General features: G+C 72.0%; 26 protein-coding genes. 16 read left to right on the top strand and 10 right to left on the bottom strand.

Annotated features, from left to right (window positions below; translation table 11 throughout):
* Window positions 1-60: 60 nt before the first annotated feature.
* The 3 genes from tyrS to ACFVQZ_RS32080 are packed head-to-tail and all read right to left on the bottom strand — an operon-like array spanning window position 61 to window position 4283.
* A complete protein-coding gene (gene tyrS, locus ACFVQZ_RS32090) occupies window positions 61-1329 on the bottom strand; it encodes a tyrosine--tRNA ligase (RefSeq protein WP_030492758.1) in 1269 nt (422 codons plus the stop codon).
* Between the two features lie 51 nt (window positions 1330-1380).
* Window positions 1381-2775 carry a metallopeptidase TldD-related protein gene (locus ACFVQZ_RS32085; protein WP_383628286.1) on the bottom strand — a complete coding sequence of 465 codons (1395 nt, stop codon included), beginning with the start codon at window positions 2773-2775 and terminating at the stop codon, window positions 1381-1383.
* Entirely contained in the window at window positions 2772-4283 is a 1512-nt protein-coding gene (locus ACFVQZ_RS32080; RefSeq protein WP_383628338.1) for a TldD/PmbA family protein, read from the bottom strand. Before ACFVQZ_RS32080 ends, ACFVQZ_RS32085 begins: the two co-directional genes overlap by 4 nt.
* Before the next feature lie 208 nt (window positions 4284-4491).
* On the opposite strand from ACFVQZ_RS32080, the gene fabG reads away from it, so the two are divergent.
* The 3 genes from fabG (at window position 4492) to ACFVQZ_RS32065 (ending at window position 6565) form a co-directional block, all read left to right on the top strand.
* On the top strand, window positions 4492-5211 hold the full coding sequence (gene fabG / locus ACFVQZ_RS32075; RefSeq protein ID WP_030492755.1) for a 3-oxoacyl-[acyl-carrier-protein] reductase: 720 nt from the start codon (window positions 4492-4494) through the stop codon (window positions 5209-5211).
* A gap of 2 nt (window positions 5212-5213) precedes the next feature.
* Window positions 5214-5990, top strand: coding sequence for an enoyl-ACP reductase FabI (gene fabI, locus ACFVQZ_RS32070; protein ID WP_030492754.1), 777 nt, complete (start codon window positions 5214-5216; stop codon window positions 5988-5990).
* A 170-nt stretch (window positions 5991-6160) separates the two neighbouring features.
* Window positions 6161-6565 carry a hypothetical protein gene (locus ACFVQZ_RS32065; protein ID WP_383628283.1) on the top strand — a complete coding sequence of 135 codons (405 nt, stop codon included), beginning with the start codon at window positions 6161-6163 and terminating at the stop codon, window positions 6563-6565.
* On the opposite strand, the gene ACFVQZ_RS32060 is transcribed toward ACFVQZ_RS32065, so the two are convergent.
* Complete coding sequence (locus ACFVQZ_RS32060) at window positions 6516-7214, bottom strand: FadR/GntR family transcriptional regulator (RefSeq protein ID WP_030492752.1); 699 nt, start codon at window positions 7212-7214, stop codon at window positions 6516-6518. The genes ACFVQZ_RS32065 and ACFVQZ_RS32060 overlap by 50 nt on opposite strands.
* Before the next feature lie 80 nt (window positions 7215-7294).
* On the opposite strand from ACFVQZ_RS32060, the gene ACFVQZ_RS32055 reads away from it, so the two are divergent.
* From ACFVQZ_RS32055 to ACFVQZ_RS32040, 4 genes are all read left to right on the top strand, one after another.
* Window positions 7295-8596, top strand: coding sequence for a CynX/NimT family MFS transporter (locus ACFVQZ_RS32055; protein ID WP_383628281.1), 1302 nt, complete (start codon window positions 7295-7297; stop codon window positions 8594-8596).
* A gap of 17 nt (window positions 8597-8613) precedes the next feature.
* Complete coding sequence (locus tag ACFVQZ_RS32050) at window positions 8614-8730, top strand: SGM_5486 family transporter-associated protein (RefSeq protein WP_268983046.1); 117 nt, start codon at window positions 8614-8616, stop codon at window positions 8728-8730.
* A gap of 334 nt (window positions 8731-9064) precedes the next feature.
* Window positions 9065-9271, top strand: a complete 207-nt coding sequence (locus ACFVQZ_RS32045; RefSeq protein WP_030492750.1) for a hypothetical protein — start codon at window positions 9065-9067, stop codon at window positions 9269-9271.
* Between the two features lie 35 nt (window positions 9272-9306).
* Window positions 9307-9825: a SixA phosphatase family protein gene (locus tag ACFVQZ_RS32040; protein ID WP_383628279.1), complete on the top strand. Its 519-nt coding sequence runs from the start codon at window positions 9307-9309 to the stop codon at window positions 9823-9825.
* Between the two features lie 152 nt (window positions 9826-9977).
* Here ACFVQZ_RS32040 and serB read toward each other — a convergent pair whose 3' ends face one another.
* Window positions 9978-11219, bottom strand: coding sequence for a phosphoserine phosphatase SerB (gene serB, locus ACFVQZ_RS32035; protein ID WP_030492748.1), 1242 nt, complete (start codon window positions 11217-11219; stop codon window positions 9978-9980).
* Between the two features lie 321 nt (window positions 11220-11540).
* On the opposite strand from serB, the gene ACFVQZ_RS32030 reads away from it, so the two are divergent.
* Window positions 11541-14114 carry an FHA domain-containing protein gene (locus ACFVQZ_RS32030; protein ID WP_030498597.1) on the top strand — a complete coding sequence of 858 codons (2574 nt, stop codon included), beginning with the start codon at window positions 11541-11543 and terminating at the stop codon, window positions 14112-14114.
* 75 nt (window positions 14115-14189) lie between these two features.
* On the opposite strand, the gene ACFVQZ_RS32025 is transcribed toward ACFVQZ_RS32030, so the two are convergent.
* Complete coding sequence (locus ACFVQZ_RS32025) at window positions 14190-14978, bottom strand: transglycosylase SLT domain-containing protein (protein WP_383628276.1); 789 nt, start codon at window positions 14976-14978, stop codon at window positions 14190-14192.
* A gap of 554 nt (window positions 14979-15532) precedes the next feature.
* Here ACFVQZ_RS32025 and ACFVQZ_RS32020 point away from each other — a divergent pair.
* The 3 genes from ACFVQZ_RS32020 (at window position 15533) to ACFVQZ_RS32010 (ending at window position 17712) form a co-directional block, all read left to right on the top strand.
* The gene (locus ACFVQZ_RS32020) at window positions 15533-16678 is read left to right on the top strand and encodes a GAF domain-containing sensor histidine kinase (RefSeq protein ID WP_030498599.1); all 1146 of its coding nucleotides are present in this window, start codon (window positions 15533-15535) and stop codon (window positions 16676-16678) included.
* A complete protein-coding gene (locus ACFVQZ_RS32015) occupies window positions 16671-17315 on the top strand; it encodes a response regulator transcription factor (protein WP_030498600.1) in 645 nt (214 codons plus the stop codon). The genes ACFVQZ_RS32020 and ACFVQZ_RS32015 overlap by 8 nt, the downstream gene beginning before the upstream one ends.
* Window positions 17316-17469: 154 nt before the next feature.
* Window positions 17470-17712: a chaplin gene (locus ACFVQZ_RS32010; RefSeq protein ID WP_030498601.1), complete on the top strand. Its 243-nt coding sequence runs from the start codon at window positions 17470-17472 to the stop codon at window positions 17710-17712.
* A 132-nt stretch (window positions 17713-17844) separates the two neighbouring features.
* On the opposite strand, the gene ACFVQZ_RS32005 is transcribed toward ACFVQZ_RS32010, so the two are convergent.
* The gene (locus ACFVQZ_RS32005; RefSeq protein ID WP_383628273.1) at window positions 17845-18630 is read right to left on the bottom strand and encodes a hypothetical protein; all 786 of its coding nucleotides are present in this window, start codon (window positions 18628-18630) and stop codon (window positions 17845-17847) included.
* A gap of 144 nt (window positions 18631-18774) precedes the next feature.
* Between ACFVQZ_RS32005 and ACFVQZ_RS32000 the strand changes: the two genes are divergently transcribed.
* From ACFVQZ_RS32000 to ACFVQZ_RS31985, 4 genes are all read left to right on the top strand, one after another.
* Entirely contained in the window at window positions 18775-19566 is a 792-nt protein-coding gene (locus ACFVQZ_RS32000; RefSeq protein ID WP_030498603.1) for an ABC transporter ATP-binding protein, read from the top strand.
* 98 nt (window positions 19567-19664) lie between these two features.
* Window positions 19665-20093 (top strand): NfeD family protein, encoded by a 429-nt coding sequence (locus tag ACFVQZ_RS31995; RefSeq protein WP_383628271.1) that lies wholly within the window; start codon window positions 19665-19667, stop codon window positions 20091-20093.
* A 106-nt stretch (window positions 20094-20199) separates the two neighbouring features.
* On the top strand, window positions 20200-21135 hold the full coding sequence (locus tag ACFVQZ_RS31990) for an SPFH domain-containing protein (protein ID WP_030498605.1): 936 nt from the start codon (window positions 20200-20202) through the stop codon (window positions 21133-21135).
* A gap of 98 nt (window positions 21136-21233) precedes the next feature.
* Window positions 21234-22001, top strand: coding sequence for a sulfite exporter TauE/SafE family protein (locus tag ACFVQZ_RS31985; RefSeq protein WP_030498606.1), 768 nt, complete (start codon window positions 21234-21236; stop codon window positions 21999-22001).
* Between the two features lie 46 nt (window positions 22002-22047).
* On the opposite strand, the gene ACFVQZ_RS31980 is transcribed toward ACFVQZ_RS31985, so the two are convergent.
* The 3 genes from ACFVQZ_RS31980 to ACFVQZ_RS31970 form a co-directional block, all read right to left on the bottom strand.
* Window positions 22048-22554: an HNH endonuclease gene (locus ACFVQZ_RS31980; protein ID WP_030498607.1), complete on the bottom strand. Its 507-nt coding sequence runs from the start codon at window positions 22552-22554 to the stop codon at window positions 22048-22050.
* Window positions 22555-22720: 166 nt separating this feature from the next.
* The gene (locus ACFVQZ_RS31975; protein ID WP_030498608.1) at window positions 22721-23260 is read right to left on the bottom strand and encodes a YbhB/YbcL family Raf kinase inhibitor-like protein; all 540 of its coding nucleotides are present in this window, start codon (window positions 23258-23260) and stop codon (window positions 22721-22723) included.
* Between the two features lie 24 nt (window positions 23261-23284).
* Entirely contained in the window at window positions 23285-24067 is a 783-nt protein-coding gene (locus ACFVQZ_RS31970; protein ID WP_030498609.1) for a sporulation protein, read from the bottom strand.
* 88 nt (window positions 24068-24155) lie between these two features.
* Between ACFVQZ_RS31970 and ACFVQZ_RS31965 the strand changes: the two genes are divergently transcribed.
* Window positions 24156-24818, top strand: coding sequence for a DNA-3-methyladenine glycosylase (locus tag ACFVQZ_RS31965; RefSeq protein WP_383628267.1), 663 nt, complete (start codon window positions 24156-24158; stop codon window positions 24816-24818).
* Window positions 24819-25076 lie beyond the last annotated feature (258 nt).

Here is a 25076-nt window from a genome sequence, read left to right as displayed (position 1 = left end):
CCGGAGGCCCGGTACGGCAGTCGCCGTACCGGGCCTCCCGGGCGTGATGACCCGCCGGGCTCAGGCGCCCGCGTACTCGATCGCGGCCAGGTTCTTCTTGCCACGCCGCAGCACCAGCCACCGGCCGTGCAGCAGCTCGCCGGCCTCGACGACGGCGTCCTCGGCGGTCACCTTCGCGTTGTTCACGTAGGCGCCGCCCTCCTTCACCGTGCGCCGCGCGGCCGACTTGCTCGCCACCAGACCGACCTCGGCGAACAGGTCCACGACCTGGCCCAGCTCGGTCACCCGGGCGTGCGGCAGCTCGGAGAGCGCGGCGGCCAGCGTCGCCTCGTCCAGCTCGGCCAGGTCGCCCTGCCCGAACAGCGCCTTCGACGCGCCGATGACGGCCGCGCACTGCTCGGCGCCGTGCACCAGCGTCGTCAGCTCCTCGGCGAGCGCCCGCTGGGCGGCCCGCGCCTGCGGCCGCTCGGCGGTCTGCGCCTCCAGCTCCTCCAGCTCCTCGCGGGACTTGAAGGAGAGGATCCGCATGTAGGTGGAGATGTCCCGGTCGTCCACGTTCAGCCAGAACTGGTAGAACGCGTACGGCGTCGTCATCTGCGGGTCCAGCCAGACGGCGCCGCCCTCGGTCTTGCCGAACTTGGTGCCGTCGGCCTTGACCATCAGCGGCGTCGCCAGCGCGTGCACCTCGGCGCCCGGCTCCAGCTTGTGGATCAGGTCGAGACCGGCCACCAGGTTGCCCCACTGGTCCGAGCCGCCCTGCTGGAGCGTGCAGCCGTAGCGCCGGTACAGCTCCAGGAAGTCCATGCCCTGGAGCAGTTGGTAGCTGAACTCGGTGTAGCTGATGCCCTGCTCGGACTCCAGCCGGCGGGCGACGGAATCCTTGGTCAGCATCTTGTTGACCCGGAAGTGCTTGCCGATGTCGCGCAGGAACTCGATCGCCGACATGCCGGCGGTCCAGTCCAGGTTGTTCACCATGACCGCCGCGTTCTCCCCCTCGAAGGAGAGGAAGGGCTCGATCTGGGACCGCAGCCGGTTCACCCAGTTCGCGACCGTCTCCGGATCGTTCAGGGTGCGCTCGGCCGTCGGCCGCGGGTCGCCGATCTGACCGGTGGCCCCGCCGACCAGCGCCAGCGGCCGGTGACCGGCCTGCTGGAGCCGGCGGACGGTGAGCACCTGGACCAGGTGGCCGACGTGGAGACTGGCCGCGGTCGGGTCGAAGCCGCAATAGAACGTGACGGGACCGTCCGCGAGAGCCTTGCGCAGGGCGTCCTCATCGGTGGACTGGGCGAAGAGCCCACGCCACTTCAGCTCGTCGACGATGTCCGTCACGGTCGTCAGTCTCCTTGGCTAGTTACGGGATGACAGCCCAGTCTAGGCGGGTCAGACGCCCTTGCTGACCGAGCTCATGTTGAAGTCGGGCACCCGCAGGGCGGGCATCGCCGCCCGGGTGAACCAGTCGCTCCACTCGCGCGGCAGCGTCCGCTCCGTCCGGCCCGCCTCGGTGGCCCGCGACAGCAGGTCCACCGGCGACTCGTTGAACCGGAAGTTGTTGACCTCGCCGACCACCTCGCCGTTCTCGACCAGGTACACGCCGTCCCGGGTCAGACCGGTGAGCAGCAGCGTCGCCGGGTCCACCTCGCGGATGTACCAGAGGCAGGTCAGCAGCAGCCCGCGCTCGGTGGCGGCCACCATCTCCTCCAGCGGGCGCTCGCCGCCGCCGTCCAGGATCAGGTTCCCCGCCCCCGGCGCCACCGGCAGACCGGTCAGGCCCGCCGTGTGCCGGGTGGTGATCAGCCGGTCCAGCGCGCCGGCCCGCATCCACTCCACCGGACCGACCGGCAGGCCGTTGTCGAACACCGAGGCGTCGTCGCCGGAGGCGTGCGCGATCACGAAGGGCGCGGACTCCAGGCCCGGCTCGTTCGGGTCGCTGCGCAGCGTCAGCGGCAGCGGCGACAGGGTCTCGCCGAGCCGGGTGCCGCCGCCGGGCCGGGAGAAGACCGTACGGCCCTCCACCGCGTCCCGCGCCATCGACGACCACAGCTGGTAGATCAGCAGGTCGGCCACGGCGGTCGGCGGCAGCAGCGTCTCGTACCGCCCGGCCGGCAGCTCGATCCGCCGCTCGGCCCAGCCCAGCCGGACCGCCAGCTCGGCGTCGAGCGCCGCCGGGTCGACGTCCTTGAAGTCGCGGGTGGAGCGCCCGGCCCAGGCGGAGCGGGACCGGTCGGGCGACTTGGCGTTGAGCTCCAGGGTGCCGTTGGGCTGGTCGTGCCGGAGCCGCAGCCCGGTCGAGGTGCCCAGGTAGGTGGAGGTCAGCTCGTGGTTCGCGAAGCCGTACAGCTCCCGGCCGCCGGCCCGGGCGCGGGCGAACGCCTCGCCGAGCGCCGGCGCGAAGTCGGCGAAGACGGCCGAGGAGGTCTCGGCGGGCGCGTCGGTGAAGTCGGGGGAGGAGGGCACCCCCTCCACCAGCGGCTGCGCGTCCTCGGCGGGCCCCGCCGCCCGCGCCGCCTCCTCCGCGGCCCGCACCAGCGGCTCCAGGTCCTCGGCGGTCACCGCGGAACGGGACACCACTCCGGAGGCGGTGCCCTCGGCGCCGTCCACGGTGGCGATCACGGTGAGGGTGCGGCCCCGGGTCACGCCGTTCGTGGTGAGCGCGTTGCCCGCCCAGCGCAGGTTGGCCGAGGACTCCTCGTCCGCGATGACGACGCACCCGTCCGCGCGGGACAGCTCCAGCGCCCGCTCGACGATCTCGTACGGCTTGCTGGCGCGGCTGCTCATCGTCCGGCCTCCTGCGTGGTGTTGAGGATGTTGACGCCCCGGAAGAGGGCGGAGGGGCAGCCGTGCGAGACGGCCGCGACCTGGCCCGGCTGGGCCTTGCCGCAGTTGAAGGCGCCGCCGAGGACGTACGTCTGCGGGCCGCCGACCTGCTCCATGGAGCCCCAGAAGTCGGTGGTGGTGGCCTGGTAGGCCACGTCCCGCAGCTGGCCGGCCAGCCGGCCGTTCTCGATGCGGAAGAAGCGCTGGCCGGTGAACTGGAAGTTGTACCGCTGCATGTCGATCGACCAGGACCGGTCGCCGACCACGTAGATGCCCCGCTCGACGCCGCCGATCAGGTCCTCCGTGGACAGGCCGCCCGGGTCGGGCTGGAGCGACACGTTCGCCATCCGCTGCACCGGCACGTGCGCGGGGGAGTCCGCGTAGGCGCAGCCGTTGGACCGCCCGAGGCCGGTCAGCGCCGCGATCCGCCGGTCCGTCTGGTAGCCGACGAGCGTGCCGTCCTTCACCAGGTCCCAGGACTGCGCCTCGACGCCCTCGTCGTCGTACCCGATCGTCGCCAGCCCGTGCTCGGCCGTGCGGTCGCCCGTCACGTTCATCACCGAGGAGCCGTACGCCAGCTTGCCCAGCTGGTCGAAGGTGGCGAAGGAGGTGCCCGCGTACGCCGCCTCGTACCCCAGCGCCCGGTCCAGCTCGGTGGCGTGGCCGATCGACTCGTGGATCGTCAGCCACAGGTTGGACGGGTCGACCACCAGGTCGTAGCGGCCCGCCCGGACGCTCGGCGCCCGCATCTTCTCGGCGAGCAGCTCCGGGATCTCCTCCAGCTCCTTGTCCCAGTCCCAGCCCGTCCCCGTCAGGTACTCCCAGCCGCGTCCGACCGGCGGCGCGATCGTCCGCATCGAGTCGAACTCGCCGGTGGTGCCGTCCACGGCGACCGCCGTGACCTCCGGGTGGAGCCGCACCCGCTGCTGGGTGGTGACGGTGCCCGCCGTGTCCGCGTAGAACTTGTTCTCGAAGACCGTGAGCAGCGAGGCGTCCACGTGCGCCACCCCGTCCGCCCGCAGCAGCCGCGCCGACCAGTCGGCGAGCAGCGCGGTCTTCTCCTCGGCGGGGACGGAGAACGGGTCGATCCCGTACGAGGAGACCCACGTCCTGTCCGCGTGCACCGGCTCCGGCGCGAGCTCCACCCGCTCGTCCGACCCGGCCGCCGCGATCACCCGCGCCGACAGCTGGGCCATGGCCACCGCCTGGGAGGCGACCCGGGCGGCGCCGTCCATGGTGAGGTCGACCCCGGAGGCGAACCCCCAGGCGCCGCCGTGCACCACCCGCACCGCGTAGCCGAGGTCGGTGGTGTCCGACGAGCCCGCCGGCTTGGCGTCCCGCAGCCGCCAGGAGGCGGAGCGGACCCTTTCGAGCCGGAAGTCCGCGTGCTCGGCACCGAGCGCCCGCGCCCGCGCGAGCGCCGCGTCGGCGAGCGCCCTCAGCGGCAGGGCCGTGAAGGCCGGATCGATGGAATGGGCCTCAGTTGGCACAGCTGTCTCCTGTCGTGTACGACCGGTCGCCCCGATCATGTCGCGCTTCGGGCCGGATTGCCCAGGGGGTTTATGTAGGGACCCGACAGTGACATCCGTACGCCACTGTCGGGGACCGATTCCGCGGATCGCGGAGGGGACCGATAGATTTTCGAGGTACCAGACCGCTGATCGAAAGGGTGATCCGTTGAGCCGCTCGGTTCTCGTCACCGGAGGAAACCGGGGCATCGGCCTCGCCATCGCCCGCGCGTTCGCCGAGGCGGGCGACAAGGTCGCGTACACCTACCGGTCGGGGGAGCCGCCGGCCGAGCTCGCCGCGCTGGGCTGCCTGGCCGTCCGCTGCGACATCACCGACAGCGAGCAGGTGGAGCAGGCGTACAAGGAGATCGAGGAGAAGCACGGCCCGGTCGAGGTCCTCGTGGCCAACGCCGGCGTGACCAAGGACCAGCTCCTCATGCGCATGTCCGAGGAGGACTTCACGTCCGTCCTCGACACCAACCTCACCGGCACCTTCCGCGTCGTGAAGCGCGCCAACCGCGGCATGCTCCGCGCCAAGAAGGGCCGCGTCGTCCTGATCTCGTCGGTCGTCGGTCTGCTCGGCTCCGCCGGCCAGGCCAACTACGCCGCCTCCAAGGCCGGTCTGGTGGGCTTCGCCCGCTCGCTCGCCCGTGAGCTCGGCTCGCGGAACATCACCTTCAACGTCGTCGCGCCCGGCTTCGTCGACACCGACATGACCGCCGTGCTCACCGACGAGCAGCGCGCGGGCATCGTGTCGCAGGTCCCGCTCGGCCGCTACGCGCAGCCGGCGGAGATCGCGGCCGCCGTGCGGTTCCTCGCCTCCGACGACGCCTCGTACATCACTGGAGCCGTCATCCCGGTTGACGGCGGACTGGGAATGGGTCACTGATCATGGCTGGAATCCTCGAGGGCAAGAAGATCCTCATCACCGGTGTGCTGATGGAGTCCTCCATCGCCTTCCACGCCGCGAAGCTGGCCCAGGAGCAGGGCGCGGAGATCATCCTCACCGCCTGGCCCCGGCCGACGCTGACCGAGCGCATCGCCAAGAAGCTGCCCCAGCCGGAGAAGGTCAAGGTCCTGGAGCTCGACGTCTCCAACGACGAGCACCTCGCCCGCCTGGAGGGCCAGGTCCGCGAGCACCTCGGCGACCGCATCGACGGCGTCGTGCACTCCATCGGCTTCGCGCCGCAGGACGCCCTCGGCGGCAACTTCCTCAACACGCCGTTCGAGTCCGTCTCCACCGCCATGCACGTCTCGGCCTTCTCCCTGAAGTCCCTGACGATGGCGCTGCTGCCGCTGATGAGCGAGGGCGGCTCGGTCGTCGGCCTCACCTTCGACGCCAAGTTCGCCTGGCCGCAGTACGACTGGATGGGCCCGGCCAAGGCCGCCCTGGAGGCCACCAGCCGCTACATGGCCCGCGACCTGGGCAAGCAGAACATCCGCTGCAACCTGGTCTCAGCCGGCCCGCTCGGCTCCATGGCCGCCAAGTCCATCCCGGGCTTCGGCGAGCTGGCGAAGGTCTGGGACAGCCGCTCCCCGCTGGAGTGGGACCTCTCCGACCCGGAGCCGGCCGGCCGCGCGATCGTCGCGCTGCTCTCCGACTGGTTCCCGAAGACCACCGGCGAGATCGTCCACGTCGACGGCGGCCTGCACGCGATCGGCGCCTGACCGCCCCGCGTACCGTCCGGCCCGGGGCCGGGCCCGCGTCCTCCACGGGACCGCGGGCCCGGCCCCGGCCGTTTCCGGCCTCCCCGAGCCCCGACTCGAAAAGTCGGGCGGATCACCGCAGACTGGTCGAAGCGTGTCGTTCCGGCTACTCACGGGGAGGAGGTACGGGCATGCGCGCGCTTCACCGCGGCTTCGCCGCCCATGCCTCGGTCGCCGCCCTGCTTCTCGGCACCGCCGTCGCCGCGGAGGTCCACGCGGCCCCCGCGCCCGCCGAGGAGATCGCCGTGACCGTCCCGGCCGCCGAGGGGCCCGAGGGCTTCGGCGCCTCCTGCCACACGGTCGTCGAGGGCAGCCGGGTCACCGCCCACTGCCGCAACCCGTATCCGCGGACCGACCGGATACGGCTCCACGTCGAATGCGACCCCTGGTGGGACCTCGACGCCGACAGCGCGCCCGTGGACGTCGCCCCCGCCGACCACGCGACCGTCACGGCCCGCTGCTGGAAGGACGTCCGCGCCGCGTGGGTCACGCACGAGCCGGCGGATCCTGCTCCTTCCGGCCGCCCAGGCACATGAACGGGTAGCCGGCCGCCTCCTCCGCCGCCCGCTCCGCGTCCCCGTCCCGGATCGCGTCCACCAGGCGCGCGTGGTCCATGTGGTTCTCCGGCCGCAGCACCTGCCCGACGTCGTCGCGCAGCCACTCCCGCAGGAGATCGCCCAGGTCCGCGTAGAGCTCGGTCAGCACCTCGTTGCCGGACGCCGACACCACCGCCTGGTGGAAGGCGGCGTCCACCGTCACGAACCGCTCCGCGTCCCCCGACTCCCACGCCTCCTCGCGCCGCAGCAGCAGCGCGTCCAGCTGCTTCAGGTCCCGCTCCGAGCGGCGCAGCGCCGCGAACCGCGCCGCGGCCGACTCCAGCGTGGAGCGCAGCTCGGCCACGTGCCGCGGGTCGGAGCCCGCGAACCGCCGGTGCATCACCCCGGCCAGCTCGCTCGTCGCGGCCACATAGGTCCCCGAGCCCTGCCGGATGTCGAGCAGCCCGTTGTGGGCCAGCGCGCGCACCGCCTCGCGGACCGTGTTGCGGGCCACGCCCAGCTGCTCGACCAGCTCGGGCTCGGTCGGGATCCGCGAGCCGACGGGCCACTCGCCGGAGGTGATCTGGTTCCGCAGCTCGGCGATGACCTGGTCGGTCAGACCGGTGCGCCGGGGGTGGCCGAGGGCCATGGGGGACTCACCTTCCGCAAGGGTCGAAGGAAATGTTCGAGATTGGACAACCAATCATCCCATGATTCTATGATGGTTCCATGTCAGACGAGCCGAAGACCCTCGACCCCGCCGCCACCCGGCCGGCCCCCACCCCGGAGCACCCCGCCCCCGCCGCCCCGGAGGGCACCCGCACCCCCCGCTGGACCCTCGGCCTCGTTTCCGTCGGACTCGTCCTCGCCGCGCTCAACCTGCGCCCCGCGATCACCAGCCTCGGCGCCCTCCTCGAAGAGGTCAGCGCCGGCCTCCACATGAGCGGCACCGTCGCCGGCGTCCTCACCTCCGTACCGCCGCTCTGCTTCGCGATCTTCGGCATCGCCGCCCCGCGCCTGGCACGCCGCTTCGGCCCCGCCGCCGTCGTCTGCGCCGGCATGGCCGCCATCCTCGCCGGCCTGCTGCTGCGCCCCTTCGCGACCGGCACCGCCGCCTTCCTCGCCGCCAGCGCCCTCGCCCTCATGGGCATCGCTGTCAGCAACGTCCTCATGCCGGTGATCGTCAAGCGGTACTTCCCCGACCGCATCGGCAGCATGACCGGCCTGTACTCGATGGCCCTGGCGCTCGGCACCTCCCTCGCCGCCGCGCTGACCGTCCCCGTCACCGACGCCCTCGACGGCGACTGGCGCCTCGGCCTCGGCGTCTGGGCGGTCCTCGCCGCCCTCGCCGTCCTGCCCTGGCTCCCGCTCGTCAAGGACCGCGCCGGCACGGCCCGTACCGAACAGGGCGCCCCGGCGTCCCCCGGCGCCGCGCAGACCCCGGCCGCGCCCCGCCCCATGTACCGCAGCCGCACCGCCTGGGCCCTCGCCTGCTTCTTCGGCCTCCAGGCCACCGGCGCGTACATCACCATGGGCTGGATGCCGCAGATCTTCCGCGACGCGGGCGTCCCCGCCTCCACCGCGGGCGTGCTGCTCGCGGTCACCATGGTCATGGGCGTCCCGCTCGCCTTCGTCATCCCGCGCCTGGCCACCCGCATGCGCCACCAGGGCCCGATCGTCGTCGCCCTCGGCACCTGCGGCCTCGTCGGCTACACCGGCCTCTTCCTCGCCCCCGCCGCCGGCGCCTGGGTCTGGGCGGTGCTCCTCGGCATCTCCAACTGCTCCTTCCCCCTCGCCCTCACCATGATCGGCCTGCGCTCGCGCACCGGCGCCGGCGTCGTCCGGCTCTCCGCCTTCGCCCAGAGCGTCGGCTACCTCATCTCCATCCCCGGCCCCCTCCTCGTCGGCGTGCTCTACCAGCACAGCGGCGGCTGGGGCGTGCCGATCGCCCTCATGGGCGGGCTGATGGTGCCGCAGATGATCGTGGGCTCGCTCGCCGGACGGGACCGGACGGTCGAGGACGAATCCTGAGATGCGAGACTGGGTCCATGCCCGTTCTCGAACCCAATCCCCAGGGCGGCCAGAAGAAGCTGCTCGTCGTGCTCGGCGCGATGCTCGGCATCACGGTCGTCATCGCCGTCATCGCCTCCTTCGCGTCCCCCTGACCCCCGGCCCGGCCCCCGGCCGACCGGGCCGCGGCCGACCGGGCCGCGGCCGACCGGGCCGCGGGGCGGAGGGCTGACGGAAGCGCCCGCCCCGGGCCGCCGACCAGGCCGTTCGGCCGAGGGGCGGGGGAATCCGGCCGAGGGACAGGGAAATCCAGCCGGGGGGGGTAGGGAAAACCCCCGCCGTCCCCTAGGGGAAAGACTCAGGGACGACTGGGTGGATCACCGGATGGGCCGCGGCCCCCGCGCTCCCTACGGTGGAGACACACCGCGGTTCCGCGGCACCCACCTCCCCCGAGGACCGCGTCCCGGGGTATCCACCACGGAGGCGGCCATGGCGGCCCTCACCCGCACCGGAGACCGGACCACCACCACCGCCGGCGTCGACACCCGGCTGCCCTGGTGGGCCCTCGCCCTCCCGGTGGCCGCCTTCACCGTCCTCCTCGTGCTCGTCACCGGCCCCGGCGAGGCCGCCGCGGCCACCGGAGGCGACGGGATCGGCAGATTCCTCCAGCTCATCGGGCAAACCCTCGCTCTCTGAGTCAGGACGGGCGGATCCGTGCCAAGCTGTGGACCATGAGCGTCGAATCAACCCGCACGATCGTGCTGCTCCGGCACGCGAAGGCAGACTGGGGCCAGGAGACCGACCACGAGCGCCCGCTCGCCGAGCGGGGCCGCAAGGACGCCCCCGCGGCGGGCCGCAGACTCGCCCAGACCGGCATCCACTTCGACCTGGCCCTCTGCTCGACCGCCGCCCGCACCCGCGAGACGTGGAAGCTCGCCGTCCACGAGCTGCCCGAGCGCCCCAGGACGGTCTACGAGGAGCGGATCTACGAGGCGTCCCTCGGCGAGCTCATCGCGCTCCTCAACGAACTCCCGGACGACGTGTCCGACGTCCTCCTCATCGGCCACAACCCCGGCATGCACGCCCTGGCCGACGCGCTCGCCGGCGAGGCGGAGGGCGACACCCTCGCCCGCATGAACCGCAGCGGCTACCCGACCGCCGCCTGCGCCGTCCTCACCTTCACCGGCACCTGGAAGTCCGTGGAACACGGCGTGGCCCGCCTCACCACCTTCTGGACGCCCCACGACTGACCCGCCCGCACCGGGGGAGCGGTACGCGGCCCCGGAGCGCGTACGCGAAGGGGCCCGGCCGCCACGAGGACGGCCGGGCCCCTTTCCGTACGCGGCGCCCGTACAGGACGCCCGTACGCGACGCCCGTACGCGAAGCCCGTACGGGACGCGCTCAGTGCTCGCGCGGCTCCTCGCCGACGTCCGCCGCCTCGACCTCCTCGCGGGTGATCCCGAGCAGGTACAGCACCGTGTCGAGGAACGGCACGTTCACCGCGGTGTGCGCCGCCTCGCGGACCACGGGCTTCGCGTTGAACGCCACGCCGAGCCCCGCCGCGTTCAGCATGTCCAGGTCGTTCGCGCCGTCGCCGATCGCCACGGTCTGCGCCAGCGGCACCCCGGCCTCCGCCGCGAACCGGCGCAGCAGCCGCGCCTTGCCCGCCCGGTCCACGATCTCGCCCGTCACCCGGCCGGTCAGCTTCCCGTCGACGATCTCCAGGGTGTTGGCCTGGGCGAAGTCGAGGCCCAGCCGCTCCTTCAGGTCGTCGGTGACCTGGGTGAAGCCGCCCGAGACGACGCCCACCTGGTAGCCGAGCCGCTTCAGGGTGCGGATCAGGGTCCGCGCGCCCGGCGTCAGCCGCACCTCGGACCGCACCTTGTCCACCACGGACGCGTCCAGGCCCTCCAGCAGCGCCACGCGCGCGTGCAGCGACTGCTCGAAGTCCAGCTCGCCGCGCATCGCCGCCGCCGTCACCTCGGCGACCTTCTCCTCGCACCCGGCGTGCGCCGCGAACAGCTCGATGACCTCGTCCTGGATCAGCGTCGAGTCCACGTCCATCACGACGAGCCGCTGGGCCCGCCGGTGCAGCCCGGCGGACACCACGGCCACGTCCACGCCGATCGTGTGCGCCTCGGTGGCCAGCGCCGTCCGCAGCACCTCCGTCGCGCAGCCCGAGACGGCGAACTCGACCGCCGTCACCGGGTACTTGGCCAGCCGGAAGATACGGTCGATGTTGCCGCCCGAACCGGCGATCCTGGCCGTTATGGCCGCCGTCTGCTCGGCCGTCAGCGGGTGCCCCAGCACCGTCACGTGCGAGCGGCCCTCACCGCGCGGCCGGTTGTCACCGATGCCGGAGATGATCTCGGCCTGGAGCTTCAGGGACTCGGCCCAGCTGTGCACCGTGGCGCGCAGCTCGCCCTGCGAGGCGACGGTCGGCTCGGTGACCAGCGCGCACAGCACGAGCCGGCCGCGCGAGACGACCTGCTCGATGTCGACGACGTCCACGGAGAAGGCGGCCAGGGTGTCGAAGAGACCGGCGGTGATCCCGGGCCGGTCCTTGCCGAAGATCTTGACGAGAAGCGTGGGAACGTCCGCGGCGGGAACGGCGGGAACGTCCGGTGTCTGCGATGCGCTCATGGTGCCTCCACCGTATCGGGCCCCCACGCCCCCCCGACCCCCCGTCCCGCGTACCGGACACCCCTCCGGACCGTACCGTCGCCCCGCACCCCGACGCCCCGCTCCCACGCCGCCGACACCCCGCCCGCACCGCCCCCCCCGGAGACCCCCGACCCCGCCGGCCCGCCACCCCGCCCCGCCCGCCCGCAGGGCGCCCCGTGTCCCTCCGCCGGGTCTTCACGGCGCCCGACTTTCGGATCCGGGACCCGGCCTGAAATAGTTCCCCAGGATGATTCGCCATCCCTAGGGCCCCCGCGACGGGGGTGCATCGGGGGACACACAGTGGGGCATGGAGTGCCAGAACTCGTACTCGAACTCAACGGCAGGACCTGGACGCTGGAGCCGTCCCGGTCGTACACCCTGGGCCGGGATCCCCAGGGGGACCTGGTCATCGACGACGCCAGGGTCTCGTGGCGGCACGCCACGATCAGCTGGAACGGCCGGAGCTGGGTCATCGAGGACCACGGCTCCACCAACGGCACCTTCGTCGCCGGGCAGCGGCTCCAGCAGCTGGAGGTCGGCCCCGGCACCGTCGTCCACCTCGGCAACCCGACGGACGGCCCGCGCCTCGACCTCGCCGCCGGCCAGACGGCCCAGGCCGCACAGGCCCAGGCACAGGCCGCCCAGGCCGCCCCGCACGCCGCGCACGTCGGCCACGCGGGACAGCAGCAGCCCCCGCAGGGCGGCCACGTCCCGCACGGCGGCGCCCCGCAGCAGGACGCCTGGCAGCAGCCCGGCCACCACCAGCCGCAGGTGCCGCACCAGGGCTCGTACCCGGCGCAGTACCCGGTCGAGCAGCCGGTCCAGAAGACCAACGCCGCCGCGGGGGCGTCGTCGGCCTACTCCGACCGCAGCCCGACCACCTTCCACCAGCTGGCCCTCGGCCACGTGATGCGCATCGGCCGTGCGCTCGAGAACGAACTGGTCGTCTCCGACCTCCAGGTCTCGCGCCACCACGCCGAGTTCCACGCCACGCCCGACGGCCGCATGGAGATCCGCGACCTCGGCTCGCACAACGGCACCTACGTCAACGGCCAGCCGATCCCCAAGGGCGGCACCGCCCTCCTCGGCCCGCAGGACATCGTCGGCGTCGGCCACTCCACCTTCCGGATCGTCGGCGGCCAGCTCGAGGAGTTCGTCGACACCGGCTCGGTCTCCTTCTCGGCCCGCCACCTCACGGTCACCGTCGACGGCGGCAAGCAGATCCTCAAGGACGTCTCCTTCGGCGTCCCCGAGAAGTCGCTCATCGGCGTCATCGGCCCCTCCGGCTCCGGCAAGTCGACCCTCCTCAAGGCGCTCACCGGCTACCGGCCCGCCAACGAGGGCGACGTCCTCTACGACAACCGCAGCCTGTACAAGCAGTTCGCCGAGCTGCGCCAGCGCGTCGGTCTGGTCCCGCAGGACGACATCCTGCACAAGGAGCTGACCGTCCAGAAGGCGCTCAAGTACGCGGCCAAGCTCCGCTTCCCCGCGGACACCAGTGAGCGCGAGCGCGCCGACCGCATCGACGAGGTGCTGCGCGAGCTCAAGCTCGACATCCACAAGGAGAAGAAGGTCACCTCCCTCTCCGGCGGCCAGCGCAAGCGCGTCTCGGTCGCCCTGGAGCTGCTGACCAAGCCGTCGCTGATCTTCCTCGACGAGCCGACCTCCGGCCTCGACCCGGGCATGGACCGCGACGTCATGCAGCTGCTCCGCGGTCTCGCCGACGACGGCCGCACCGTCCTCGTCGTCACCCACTCCGTCGCCGAGCTCGCCCTCTGCGACAAGCTGCTCGTGATGGCGCCCGGCGGCTCCGTGGCGTACTTCGGCCCGCCGGACGAGGCGCTGAACTTCTTCGGCTACTCCTCCTGGGCCGACGTCTTCTCCGCCTTCGAGAACTACCGCGACTACGACTGGGCCGGCCGCTGGAAGGGCTCGCAGCACTACCAGCTGTACGCCGCCGACATCGACGCCGTCGCCGCCCAGCCCGTCCACATGCCGCAGCAGGCGATGTCCCGCCCGCCCAAGCCGCAGGGCTGGGGCTCCCAGCTGTGGACGCTGATCCGCCGCTACACCTCGGTGATCGCCTCCGACAAGGGCTTCCTCGCCCTCATGGTGATCCTCCCGGCGGTCATCGGCTCGGTCTCCGTCGTCATCCCCTCCGACTTCGGCCTCGCCCCGCCGACGCCCCCGGCCCGCTTCAACGGCGACGCTGGCATCATCATGCTGATCCTCACGGTCGGCATGTGCTTCTCCGGCGCGGCCAACTCCGTCCGAGAACTGATCAAGGAACGGGTCATCTACGAACGGGAGCGCGCCACCGGCCTCTCCCGCTCGGCCTACCTGATGTCCAAGGTCATCGTCCTCGGCGTCATCACGGCCTTCCAGGGCGTCATCCTCTGCGCCATCGGCTTCGCCATCCGCGACCTGCCCGCCGAGGGCCTGCTTATGCCGCCGGCGGTCGAGCTCTGCCTCACCGTCATCGCGCTCGGCCTCACCTCGATGATGGTCGGCCTGGTCATCTCCTCGCTGGTGAAGACCGCCGAGAAGACCATGCCGCTGCTGGTGATGTTCGCGATCGTCCAGGTCGTCTTCACCGGCATCCTCTTCAAGGTCTTCGGCTCGCCGGGCCTGGAGCAGTTCGCCTGGCTCATGCCGTCCCGCTGGGCCATCGCCGGCGCCGGCTCCACCCTCGACCTCGCGCACCTCATGGCGCCGTGGGACCCGAAGAACCCCACCGACCTGGACCCGCTGTGGGAGCACAGCGCCGGCCAGTGGGGCTTCAACATCGGCGTCCTGCTCGTCATGACCACCGTCCTCGGCGTCGTCGTCGCGCGCCTGCTGCGCCGCCACGAGCCCGAGGTCATGCGCAAGTAGCGGCCCCCGGAGCACCGACGCCGGGAGGGCGGCACCCCGCACGGGGTGCCGCCCTCCCGGCATGCTCGGGACGACTCAGTACGCGCTGTTGACGTTGTCGATCGAGCCGTAGCGGTCGGCCGCGTAGTTGGCGGCGGCGACGATGTTGGCGACCGGGTCGTACTGGTCGAACTTCGTGCCCTTCACGTGGTACGCCTTGAAGGTCGGGTAGATCACCTGGAGCAGGCCCTTGGACGGAACGCCGTTGCGGGCGTTGATGTCCCAGTTGTTGATCGCGTACGGGTTGCCGCTGGACTCGCGCATGATGTTCTTGTGCAGGCCGTGGTACGTGCCCGGGATGTTGTGCTTGTCCATGATGTGCAGCGCCTCGCGGATCCAGCCGTCGAGGTTGTTCGCGAAGACCGGGGTCCGGGTGACCGAGCGGCTCGCGGCCGTCTTCTTCGCGGCGCGCTTCTTCGCGGCGGCGGTGGCCTTGGCCTTCGCGGCGGCCTTCGCCTCGGCGGCCCGCTTCTTCGCGGCGGCCTCGGCCTTGGCCTTCGCCGCGGCCTTCGCCTTCGCGGCCTTCGCCTTGGCGGCGGCCTCGGCCTTGGCCTTCGCCGCGGCCTTCTGCTTGGCCTTGAGGCCGATGGAGGTGTGCTGGTCGGTCAGGCTCGACGCCAGCGCCTTCGCCTGCGGGCTCGCGGCGTCATAGGACCACGCCACGCGCTGGCTGGTGTGCAGCGCCTGCGGCTCGGTCTCCGTCGAGCCGTTGCCGGGCACCAGGGAGAGCGTGATGGCGGCGGCGCCCAGGGCGGCCACACCGGCGATCGTGGCCTTGTGGGTCTTCTTCAGACCACGACTGTGGCCAGGGGTGTTCTGAGACATGCAGGACTACCTCTTCGAATCGCTGGGGGTCGCTGGGCCGGGGCGGCGCTGCGCCTGCTCGGCGGCGACGGGGGCAATTCTTAGCGGCAGCAAAAACCCGAGGCAAAGGTGTGACGTACGATCCCGGGTAGTGGATCAGGGACCGGTGTATACGCCCGAAACCACCCCGCTGGCCCGCTTCACCCCGCCCCGAACCACCCCGAAACGCTCCACTAACGCGCTTCGTAAGTGACCTGGGTCCTATGCGCGGGCTCACACGGGACGCGACACAACCTCACCGGACGTTGCGCCAGCAATGCGGACAGTGAGCCGTCTCCTCCTCCAGGAGGAGACCGCCCGGCACCGCCCTACTCCTCTCGGAGAAGGGCGGCCCTCCCGCCCCCCCTGCCGGGGCACCTCCCACGCGCACGCGCGCGCGTGCCCCTCCTACGTACCCCTGGGGACTACGGGTCCTGGCGACGCCCCCCCGGTACGACGACCTAGGTCTCACGACCCGGTCCCTCGCCGTCCACAGCCCCATACGGGGTGTCGCACCCCGCCGGTACGGTGAGGCCATGAGTCACCGACCCGGCTCCGGTCTCGCCGCCGTGAGCAGCGCGCTCCTGGCGATGAGCCGGCAGATGGAGGTCCGCGACGTCCTGAAGACGATCGTGGTCTCGGCCCGCGAGCTGCTCGACGCCGAGTACGCGGCGCTGGGCGTGCCCGACGACCACGGCGGCTTCGCCCAGTTCGTCGTCGACGGCGTCAGCGACGCGCAGTGGCGGGCCATCGGCCCCCTGCCCCGGCAGCACGGCGTGCTCGCCGCGATGCTCCACAAGGCCGAGCCGGAGCGGCTCGCGGACGTCCGCGAGGACCCCCGGTTCGGCGGCTGGCCCGACGCCCACCCCGAGCTGTCCGACTTCCTCGGCCTGCCCGTCCGGGACGGCGACGAGACCCTGGGCGCCCTCTTCCTCGCCAACAAGCGGTGCCCCAAGCCGGAGGGCGGCTGCGGCTTCACCGCCGAGGACGAGGAACTGCTCGGCATCCTGGCGCAGCACGCCGCCATCGCCCTCACCAACGCCCGGCTGTACGAGCGCAGCCGCGAGCTCACCATCGCCGAGGAGCGCTCCCGGCTCGCGCACGAGCTGCACGACGCCGTCAGCCAGAAGCTGTTCTCCCTCCGCCTCACCGCCCAGGCCGCCGCCGCGCTCGTCGACCGCGACCCGGCCCGCGCCAAGGGCGAGCTCCAGCAGGTCGCCGCCCTCGCCGCCGAGGCCGCCGACGAGCTGCGCGCCGCCGTCGTCGAGCTCCGCCCGGCGGCCCTCGACGAGGACGGCCTCGTCCACACCCTCCGTACCCAGGTCCAGGTCCTCGACCGGGCCCACACCGCCACGGTCGTCTTCGACGGCTCCGGCGTCCGCGCCCTGCCCGCCGCCCAGGAGGAGGCCGTCCTCCGGGTCGCGCAGGAAGCCCTGCATAACGCGCTGCGGCACTCCGGGGCGGCCCGGGTCGCCGTCACCCTCGCCCGGCACGGCCAGGGCGCCCGGCTCACCGTCGCCGACGACGGCCGCGGCTTCGACCCGCGGGCGGTCCGCCGCGCCGGCCGCCACCTGGGCCTGGTGTCCATGCGCGACCGCGCCGCCGGAGTCGGCGGCGCCCTCACCGTGACCTCCGCCCCCGGCGAGGGCACCACGATCGAGATGGAGGTCCCCGGTGGCTGACAAGCCCATCCGCGTGCTCCTGGTCGACGACCACCAGGTCGTCCGCCGCGGCCTGCGCACCTTCCTGGAGGTCCAGGACGACATAGAGGTGGTCGGCGAGGCCGCCGACGGCGCCGAGGGCGTCGCCCGCGCCGAGGAGCTCCGCCCCGACGTCGTCCTCATGGACGTGAAGATGCCCGGCACCGACGGCATCGAGGCCCTGAAGCGGCTCCGGGCCCTCGCCAACCCGGCGAAGGTGCTCGTCGTCACCAGCTTCACCGAGCAGCGCACGGTCGTCCCCGCGCTGCGCGCCGGCGCCTCCGGATACGTCTACAAGGACGTCGACCCCGACGCCCTCGCCGGCGCGATCCGCTCCGTCCACGCCGGGCACGTCCTGCTCCAGCCCGAGGTCGCCGGCGCCCTCCTCGCCCAGGACGAGCCCCAGGGCGGTACGGGCCGCGGCACCACCCTCACGGAGCGCGAGCGCGAGGTTCTCGGCCTGATCGCCGACGGCCGCTCCAACCGCGAGATCGCCCGCGCGCTGGTCCTCTCCGAGAAGACGGTGAAGACCCACGTGTCGAACATCCTCATGAAGCTGGACCTCGCCGACCGCACCCAGGCGGCGCTCTGGGCGGTCCGCCACGGCCTCACCACCTGAAACGCTCCGTTCACGCGCCGGGGCGCACGCCCGTTCAGAAGGTCATACCGTCGGGTGTACATCCCCCGTTCGGCGCAACCAGGCGGGGCGGGCGGCGTTCTCCATGGCGTGCTGCGGCGGACCTGCCGCAGCGATGACCAGGAGGAAATACCAAGTGAAGAACCTCAAGAAGGCCGCTGCCCTCACCATGGTCGCCGGTGGCATCGTCGCCGCCGGTGCCGGTGTCGCCTCCGCCCACGGCGCCGAGGCCGACGGCAAGGCCCTCAACTCCCCGGGTGTCGCCTCCGGCAACCTGGTGCAGGTCCCGGTCCACGTCCCCGTGAACGCCTCCGGCAACACGGTCAACGTGATCGGCCTGCTCAACCCCGCCTTCGGCAACGGCGCCTTCAACGGCTGACCCGCCCCGGCGAAGGCCCCCGGAACCCTCCCTCCGGGGGCCTCCCCATGCCCCCACCAGGGAAACGCCTCACCCACCCCGCCCCGTCCCCCTGCCCGCGGACGCCGTCCGCCAGAACCCGCGGCACCGGGTTCAGTAACCTCGCTCCCGCTCCTCGACCCACGCGTTGTACGCCGCGACCTGCGCCCGGCGCGCCACCCGCTCCACCGGCGCCAGCACCGCCCCCCGCGCCGCCATTTCGGAGGCGCTGACCGCGCCGCCGTGGCCGTTGCCGTACGCCAGGTCGACCATCAGACCGATCCGCTGGGCCAGCTCCAGCACGCGGACCGCCCGCGGCGGGTAGCCGGGGGCCAGCAGCTCCCGGCCCGCCTCCGCCCGCGCCCGGTACGCGTCCCGAGCCGCCTCCGCCGCCGGACCCGACGCCGCCACGTCCAGCCGCGTCAGCGCCGCCGTCGCGTCCCGCAGCGCCTCCGCCAGCTCCCGCTCCGCCTCGCCCAGCGACGGCACGTCCGCCGGCGGCGCCTCCCGCACCGCCAGGCAGTGCCACACCACCTCCACGTGCACGTCGCCCGCGGGACCCGCCTCCGTGACCTCCGGCACCAGCCCGTACGGCGCCCCGAACCCGACCACCGCCTCCTCCGCCTCCAACGCGCGCGCGTTGAAGTCCGGCGGACCGCTCAGCCCCAGCGGATGCCCCGGCGCCGGCAGCGCCACCCGCCACCCGGTCACCCCGAGCCGCCGCAGCCGCCCCAGCGCCAGCGTCAGCCCCACCGGACCCGCCTCACCCGGCAGCCCCGCCACCCGGTGCACCGAGTCCCCCCCGACAATCGCCAGCGCCGCGTCGTCCGGCGACACCGCCCCGGCCAGCAGGGCATTGCCCCAGGCGGCCAGGCGTCCTGAACGTGGTTCCGAAAGCATCCCCCCAGAGTAGGGACCCGAACGACGCCCTAGGGACCGGCCCGCCTCGCCGATGACGTAGGTTTTCCCGTGGACGCCGCGCCCGCGGCGCAAGGCGACGACACGAGCCGACACGACTCGACGGCAAGGGGAGACAACGCGCTCATGAGCGATGTACTGGAGCTGGTGGACGTATCCGTGGTCCGCGACGGACGGGCTCTGGTGGACGGGGTCTCCTGGTCGGTCAAGGAAGGAGAGCGCTGGGTCATCCTCGGCCCCAACGGCGCCGGCAAGACCACCCTCCTCAACGTCGCGTCCAGCTACCTCTACCCGACCACCGGCACCGCCACCATCCTCGGCGAGCGCCTCGGCGGCGTCGACGTCTTCGAACTGCGCCCCCGCATCGGCATGGCCGGCATCGCCATGGCGGAGAAGCTGCCCAAGCGCCAGACCGTCCTCCAGACCGTCCTCACCGCCGCGTACGGCATGACCGCCACCTGGCACGAGGACTACGACCCGGTCGACGAGGCCCGCGCCAAGGCGTTCCTCGACCGCCTCGGCATGACCGAGTACCTGGACCGCCGCTTCGGCACCCTCTCCGAGGGCGAGCGCAAGCGCACCCTGATCGCCCGCGCGATGATGACCGACCCCGAGCTGCTGCTCCTCGACGAGCCCGCCGCCGGCCTCGACCTCGGCGGCCGCGAGGACCTGGTCCGCCGCCTCGGCCGCCTCGCCCGGGACCCGTACGCCCCCTCCATGATCATGGTCACCCACCACGTCGAGGAGATCGCCCCCGGCTTCACCCACGTCCTGATGATCCGTCAGGGCAAGGTCCTCGCCGCCGGACCCATGGAGACCGAGCTCAACTCCCGCAACCTGTCCCGCTGCTTCGGCCTCCCGCTCGTCGTCGAGCGCGTCGGCGACCGCTGGACCGCCCAGGGCCTGCCCCTCGGCTGACCCGCCCCCGCAGGAACCGGGAACCGCCGTGACCCGCACAGCCACGGCACCGCACCGCGCCCTGTCCCATCCGGCCCCACCCGCCCTACCATGACCGTGTGGACATCGACGCATGGACCTGGTGGCTGATCGGCGCGGTGGGGCTCGGCATTCCCCTGGTCCTCACCGCCATGCCGGAGTTCGGCATGTTCGCCGTCGGCGCCGTCGCGGGCGCCGTCACCGCCGCCCTCGGCTTCGACGTCGTCGCCCAGGTGATCGTCTTCGTCGTCGTCTCCGTCGCCCTCATCGCCGTCGTCCGCCCCATCGCCGCCCGCCACCGCGCGGGCACCCCCGAACTCGCCACCGGCATCGATGCCCTGAGAGGCCGTCAGGCCAGCGTCGTGGAACGGGTCGACGCCGAGGGCGGACGCATCAAGCTCGCCGGCGAGATCTGGTCCGCCCGCTCCCTCGACGCCACCCGCGTCTTCGAACCGGGCGAGGAGGTCGACGTCGTGGAGATCGAGGGAGCCACCGCCGTCGTCATCTGACCGAAGGCCGCCCATGACGCCCAGGCGTCTGGGAAACTCGATCATCAGAAGAGAAACCCGAGACGAACCCGGCACACGACCGGCAGCGAAGGGCACGGGGAACACGATGTCAGCAGTCATCATCGTCCTGATCATCCTGGTGGTGCTCGTCTTCATCGCCCTGATCAAGACGATCCAGGTCATCCCGCAGGCCAGCGCCGCGATCGTGGAGCGCTTCGGCCGCTACACCCGCACCCTCAACGCCGGCCTCAACATCGTCGTCCCGTTCATCGACACCATCCGCAACCGCATCGACCTCCGCGAACAGGTCGTCCCCTTCCCGCCCCAGCCGGTCATCACCCAGGACAACCTGGTCGTCAACATCGACACCGTCATCTACTACCAGGTGACCGACGCCCGCGCCGCGACCTACGAGGTCGCCAGCTACATCCAGGCCATCGAGCAGCTCACCGTCACCACGCTGCGCAACATCATCGGCGGCATGGACCTGGAGCGGACCCTCACCTCCCGCGAGGACATCAACGCCGCCCTCCGCGGCGTCCTCGACGAGGCCACCGGCAAGTGGGGCATCCGCGTCAACCGCGTCGAGCTCAAGGCCATCGAGCCCCCGACCTCCATCCAGGACTCGATGGAGAAGCAGATGCGCGCCGACCGCGACAAGCGCGCCGCCATCCTCCAGGCCGAGGGCGTCCGCCAGTCCGAGATCCTCCGCGCCGAGGGCGAGAAGCAGTCCGCGATCCTCCGCGCCGAGGGCGAGGCCAAGGCCGCCGCCCTCAAGGCCGAGGGCGAGGCCCAGGCCGTCCGCACCGTCTTCGAGGCCATCCACGCCGGCGACCCGGACCAGAAGCTCCTCTCGTACCAGTACCTCCAGATGCTCCCGAAGATCGCCGAGGGCGACGCCAACAAGCTCTGGATCGTGCCCAGCGAGATCGGCGACGCCCTCAAGGGCCTCTCCGGCGCCCTCGGCAACATGGGCCCGAGCGCCCCCTCCTTCACCAAGGACGTCCCGTCCGCCAGGCGAGAAGAACCCACGGTTGACTGACACGTACACGTAATTCCGTGCATGATCGGTGCGAGCCCCTCGACCCTCGCCGCACGCGGGGCGGGGAGGCGAGCCACTGACCATGTGAGGAAACGGCTGTGTCCATCTGGGAAGCCCTGGCGGTCTTCGCCGCAGGCATCGGCGCCGGGGCCATCAACACCATCGTCGGATCGGGGACGCTCATCACGTTCCCCGTCCTCCTCGCGACCGGACTCCCCCCGATCACCGCGAACGTCTCCAACGCCCTCGGCCTCGTCCCCGGCTCCATCAGCGGCGCCATCGGCTACCGCCGCGAACTCAAGGGCCAGACCCGCCGCGTGCTCCGCCTCGGCTCCGCCGCCCTCGCCGGCGGACTCGTCGGCGCCGTCCTGCTCCTCGCCCTCCCCTCCGAGGCGTTCGACGCGATCGTCCCCGTCCTCATCGGACTCGCCCTGCTCCTCGTCCTCTTCCAGCCCCGCATCGCCGCCGCCGTCCAGCGCCGCCGCGAACGGACCGGCACCGAGGCCCACCCCGACGGCGGCCCCGCCCTCCTCGTCGGCCTCACCCTCGCCAGCGCGTACGGCGGCTACTTCGGCGCCGCCCAGGGAGTCCTCTACCTCTCCCTCATGGGCCTGCTCCTCCACGACGACCTCCAGCGGATCAACGCGGTCAAGAACATCCTCGGCGCCCTCGTCAACGGCGTCGCCGCCGTCTTCTTCCTCTTCGTCGCCGAATTCGACTGGACCGCCGTCCTCCTCATCGCCGTCGGCTCCACCCTCGGCGGCCAGATCGGCGCCAAGGTCGGCCGCCGCCTCAAGCCCGCCGTCCTCCGCGGCGTGATCATCGCGGTCGGCGTCGTCGCCATCCTCCAGCTCACCCTGAAATGACGGAGGGCCCGCCCCCCGAGGGGCGGGCCCACACCGTCCGTACGGCTCAGGCGGCGGTACGCGCCAGCCACTCCGGCAGCTCCGACCGCTCACCGGCCCGCATCGCCAGCAGCATCGCGTCCGCCGGCGTCGGCACGAACGGCTCGAAGAGCAGCGGCATCCCCGCCTGCTCCGGCGTCCGGTCCGCCTTGCGGTGGTTGTCCTCCGCGCACGAAGCGACCGTATTCAGCCAACTGTCCCCGCCGCCCTGCGCCCGCGGCACCACGTGGTCCACCGTCGTCGCCCGCTTCCCGCAGTACGCGCACCGGTGCTGGTCCCGGACCAGCACCCCCCTCCTCGACCACGGCGCCTGTCTTCGGAACGGCACCCGGACGAAACGGCACAGCCTGATCACCCGGGGCACCGGAAGGTCCACGGCGGCGGCACGCACCCGCAGTTCGGGATGGGAGTGCTCAACGACGGCCTTGTCCTGCAGGACGAGCACGACCGCGCGGTTGAGCGTCACCGTCGACAGCGGCTCGAAGCTCGCGTTCAGTACCAGGGTGTCCCTCATGGTGCCCACCTCCCGTTGTGCCGGCCCGGCCCCCCACAGGACTCTCGGGCGTGGATCAAACGATGGCCGGGCCGGCCGGGGTCGGACAACGCAATTTCGTGCGCAACAAAAGATGCCCGCTTCTGATCTCTCCAAGACCAGAAGCGGGCAAACAACAAACGAACGATCAGCCTGCCGCGGGAGCCGCGTACTCACCGACCAACTGGGCCCGGCCCAGCGTGTGGAAGCGCAGGTTGAACCCGACCGCGGCCGGCGACGCGTCCGCGTCCGGCCCCAGCTTCTCCGTGTCCACCGCGTACACGGTGAACACGTAGCGGTGGGCCGGGTCGCCGGCCGGCGGGGCCGCCCCGCCGAACTCCTTCGCCCCGTAGTCGTTCCGCGCGTGCACCGCCCCGGCGGGCAGCCCCTCGAAGGAGCCCGAACCGGCCCCGGCGGGAAGCTCGGTCACCGACGCGGGGATGTCGAAGAGCACCCAGTGCCAGAACCCGCTGCCGGTCGGCGCGTCCGGGTCGAAGCAGGTCACCGCGAAGCTCTTGGTCCCCGCGGGGAAGCCCTCCCAGCGCAGCTGCGGGGACACGTTCCCCTCCGCGTACACCTGAGCGTCCTTCAGCACCCCGCCGGGGGAGACGTCGTCGCTGGTCACGGTGAACTCGGCCACCGGCGGATGGAAGGCGTGGGGGAGCGGTGCCCGCTGTCCCTCGGTCATGTCGAAACCTCCGGATCGTCCGTACTACATCCAGTTGCGACGGCCGCCGACCTCGGCGAGCCACTGGTTGAGGTAAGCGTTCCAGTCGGTGCCCTGGTAGTCGTTGAGACCCACCTTGAACGCCCGGAAGGAGTCGCTGCCCTCGGTGAAGAGACCCGGCTTCTTGTCCATCTCCAGGACGACGTCCATCTCGCGCTCGTCCGCGACGAAGCTGACCTCGACCTGGTTCAGGCCGCGGTACTGCTGCGGCGCGAAGAACTCGATCTCCTGGTAGAAGGGCAGCTTCTGGCGGGTGCCGCGGATGTGCCCGCGTTCCATGTCCGCGCTCTTGAAGCGGAAGCCCAGCTGGATGAACGCGTCGAGGATCGCCTGCTGCGCCGGCAGCGGGTGCACGTTGATCGGGTCGAGGTCGCCCGAGTCGACCGCGCGGGCGATCTCCAGCTCGGTGCTCACACCGATGTCCATGCCGTGCAGCCGCTGGCCGGCGATCGTGTTGACCGGCGTCTCCCACGGGATCTCCAGCCCGAACGGCACCACGTGCACCGCGCCGGCCTTCACCTCGAAGGCACCCCCGAGCCGCACCTTCACGAACTCGATGTCCTGCTTGTGCTCCTGGTCGCCGCCCTCGACCTCGACCCGCGCCTGGAGGCCGACGGACAGGCCCTCGATCTGCTGGTCGACGCTGCCGCCCTGGATCCGGACCTCACCCTGGACGACCCCGCCCGGGACGACGTTCTCCTCGGTCAGCACCGTCTCCACCGTCGCCCCGCCGGCACCGAGGCTGGCCAGCAGCTTCTTGAATCCCATGTCACTCTCTCCTCAGTCGGTCCTGTCCCTTACATACGCGCCACGACCGTAGCGGGTTCCGCCGCGTTCCCGGTTACCCTCGGACGCCATGAGCGAGAGCCCCGACCGTACGCCGCTCCCGCGGAGCTTCTTCGACCGCCCCGTCCTGGAGGTCGCCCCCGACCTCCTCGGCCGCACCCTCGTGCGCACGACCGAAGAGGGACGCATCGAACTGCGTCTCACCGAGGTGGAGGCGTACGCCGGCGCGATCGACCCCGGCTCCCACGCCTTCCGCGGCCGCACCCCCCGTAACGCCGTCATGTTCGGCCCGCCCGGTCACGCGTACGTCTACTTCACGTACGGCATGTGGCACTGCCTGAACCTGGTGTGCGGCCCCGAGGGAGAGGCGAGCGGAGTACTGCTCCGAGCAGGAGAGATCCGGTACGGCGCAGAGCTGGCTCGCCCCCGCCGCCGCTCGGCCCGCAAGGACGCCGAACTGGCGAAGGGCCCGGCCCGCCTGGCCACCGCCCTGGACGTCCCCGGCTCCCTGAACGGCACCGACGTCTGCGCCGGCCCCGACGCCCCGCTCGCCGTCCTCACCGGCACCCCGCCGGCCCGCTCCCTCATCCGCACCGGCCCGCGCACCGGCGTCGGCGGCGACGGAGCCCCGCACCCCTGGCGCTTCTGGATCGACGAGGACCCCACGGTGAGTCCGTACCGTCCCCACACGCCCCGGAAGCGGCGAGTTGACCCGGCCCGAGCCGACGCGTAATGTAGTCCGAGCCGCTTGAGACGGTGGTGCTTCTCCAGCACCCCGAGAGCGGCCAACCCACATCACTGCAACGAATCCCAACGGGACCTGTTTCGGCATGCCGAAATTCGTTCTCAAAGGCTCGATTATGAGCCGCCAGGGAAATCGGCTAAGGTAGTGGACACGCCGGAAGGCCCCGAGAAAAACAATTCGGGACCGGAAAGCACCGAGGAAATCGGATCGGAAAGATCTGATAGAGTCGGAAACGAAGGAAGCGCC

Source organism: Streptomyces sp. NPDC057854 (genome assembly GCF_042797055.1).
In the GTDB taxonomy this organism is placed as follows: domain Bacteria; phylum Actinomycetota; class Actinomycetes; order Streptomycetales; family Streptomycetaceae; genus Streptomyces.
Note: the sequence above shows the minus strand (reverse complement) of the source record. Positions and strands in the feature narration are given on the sequence as shown.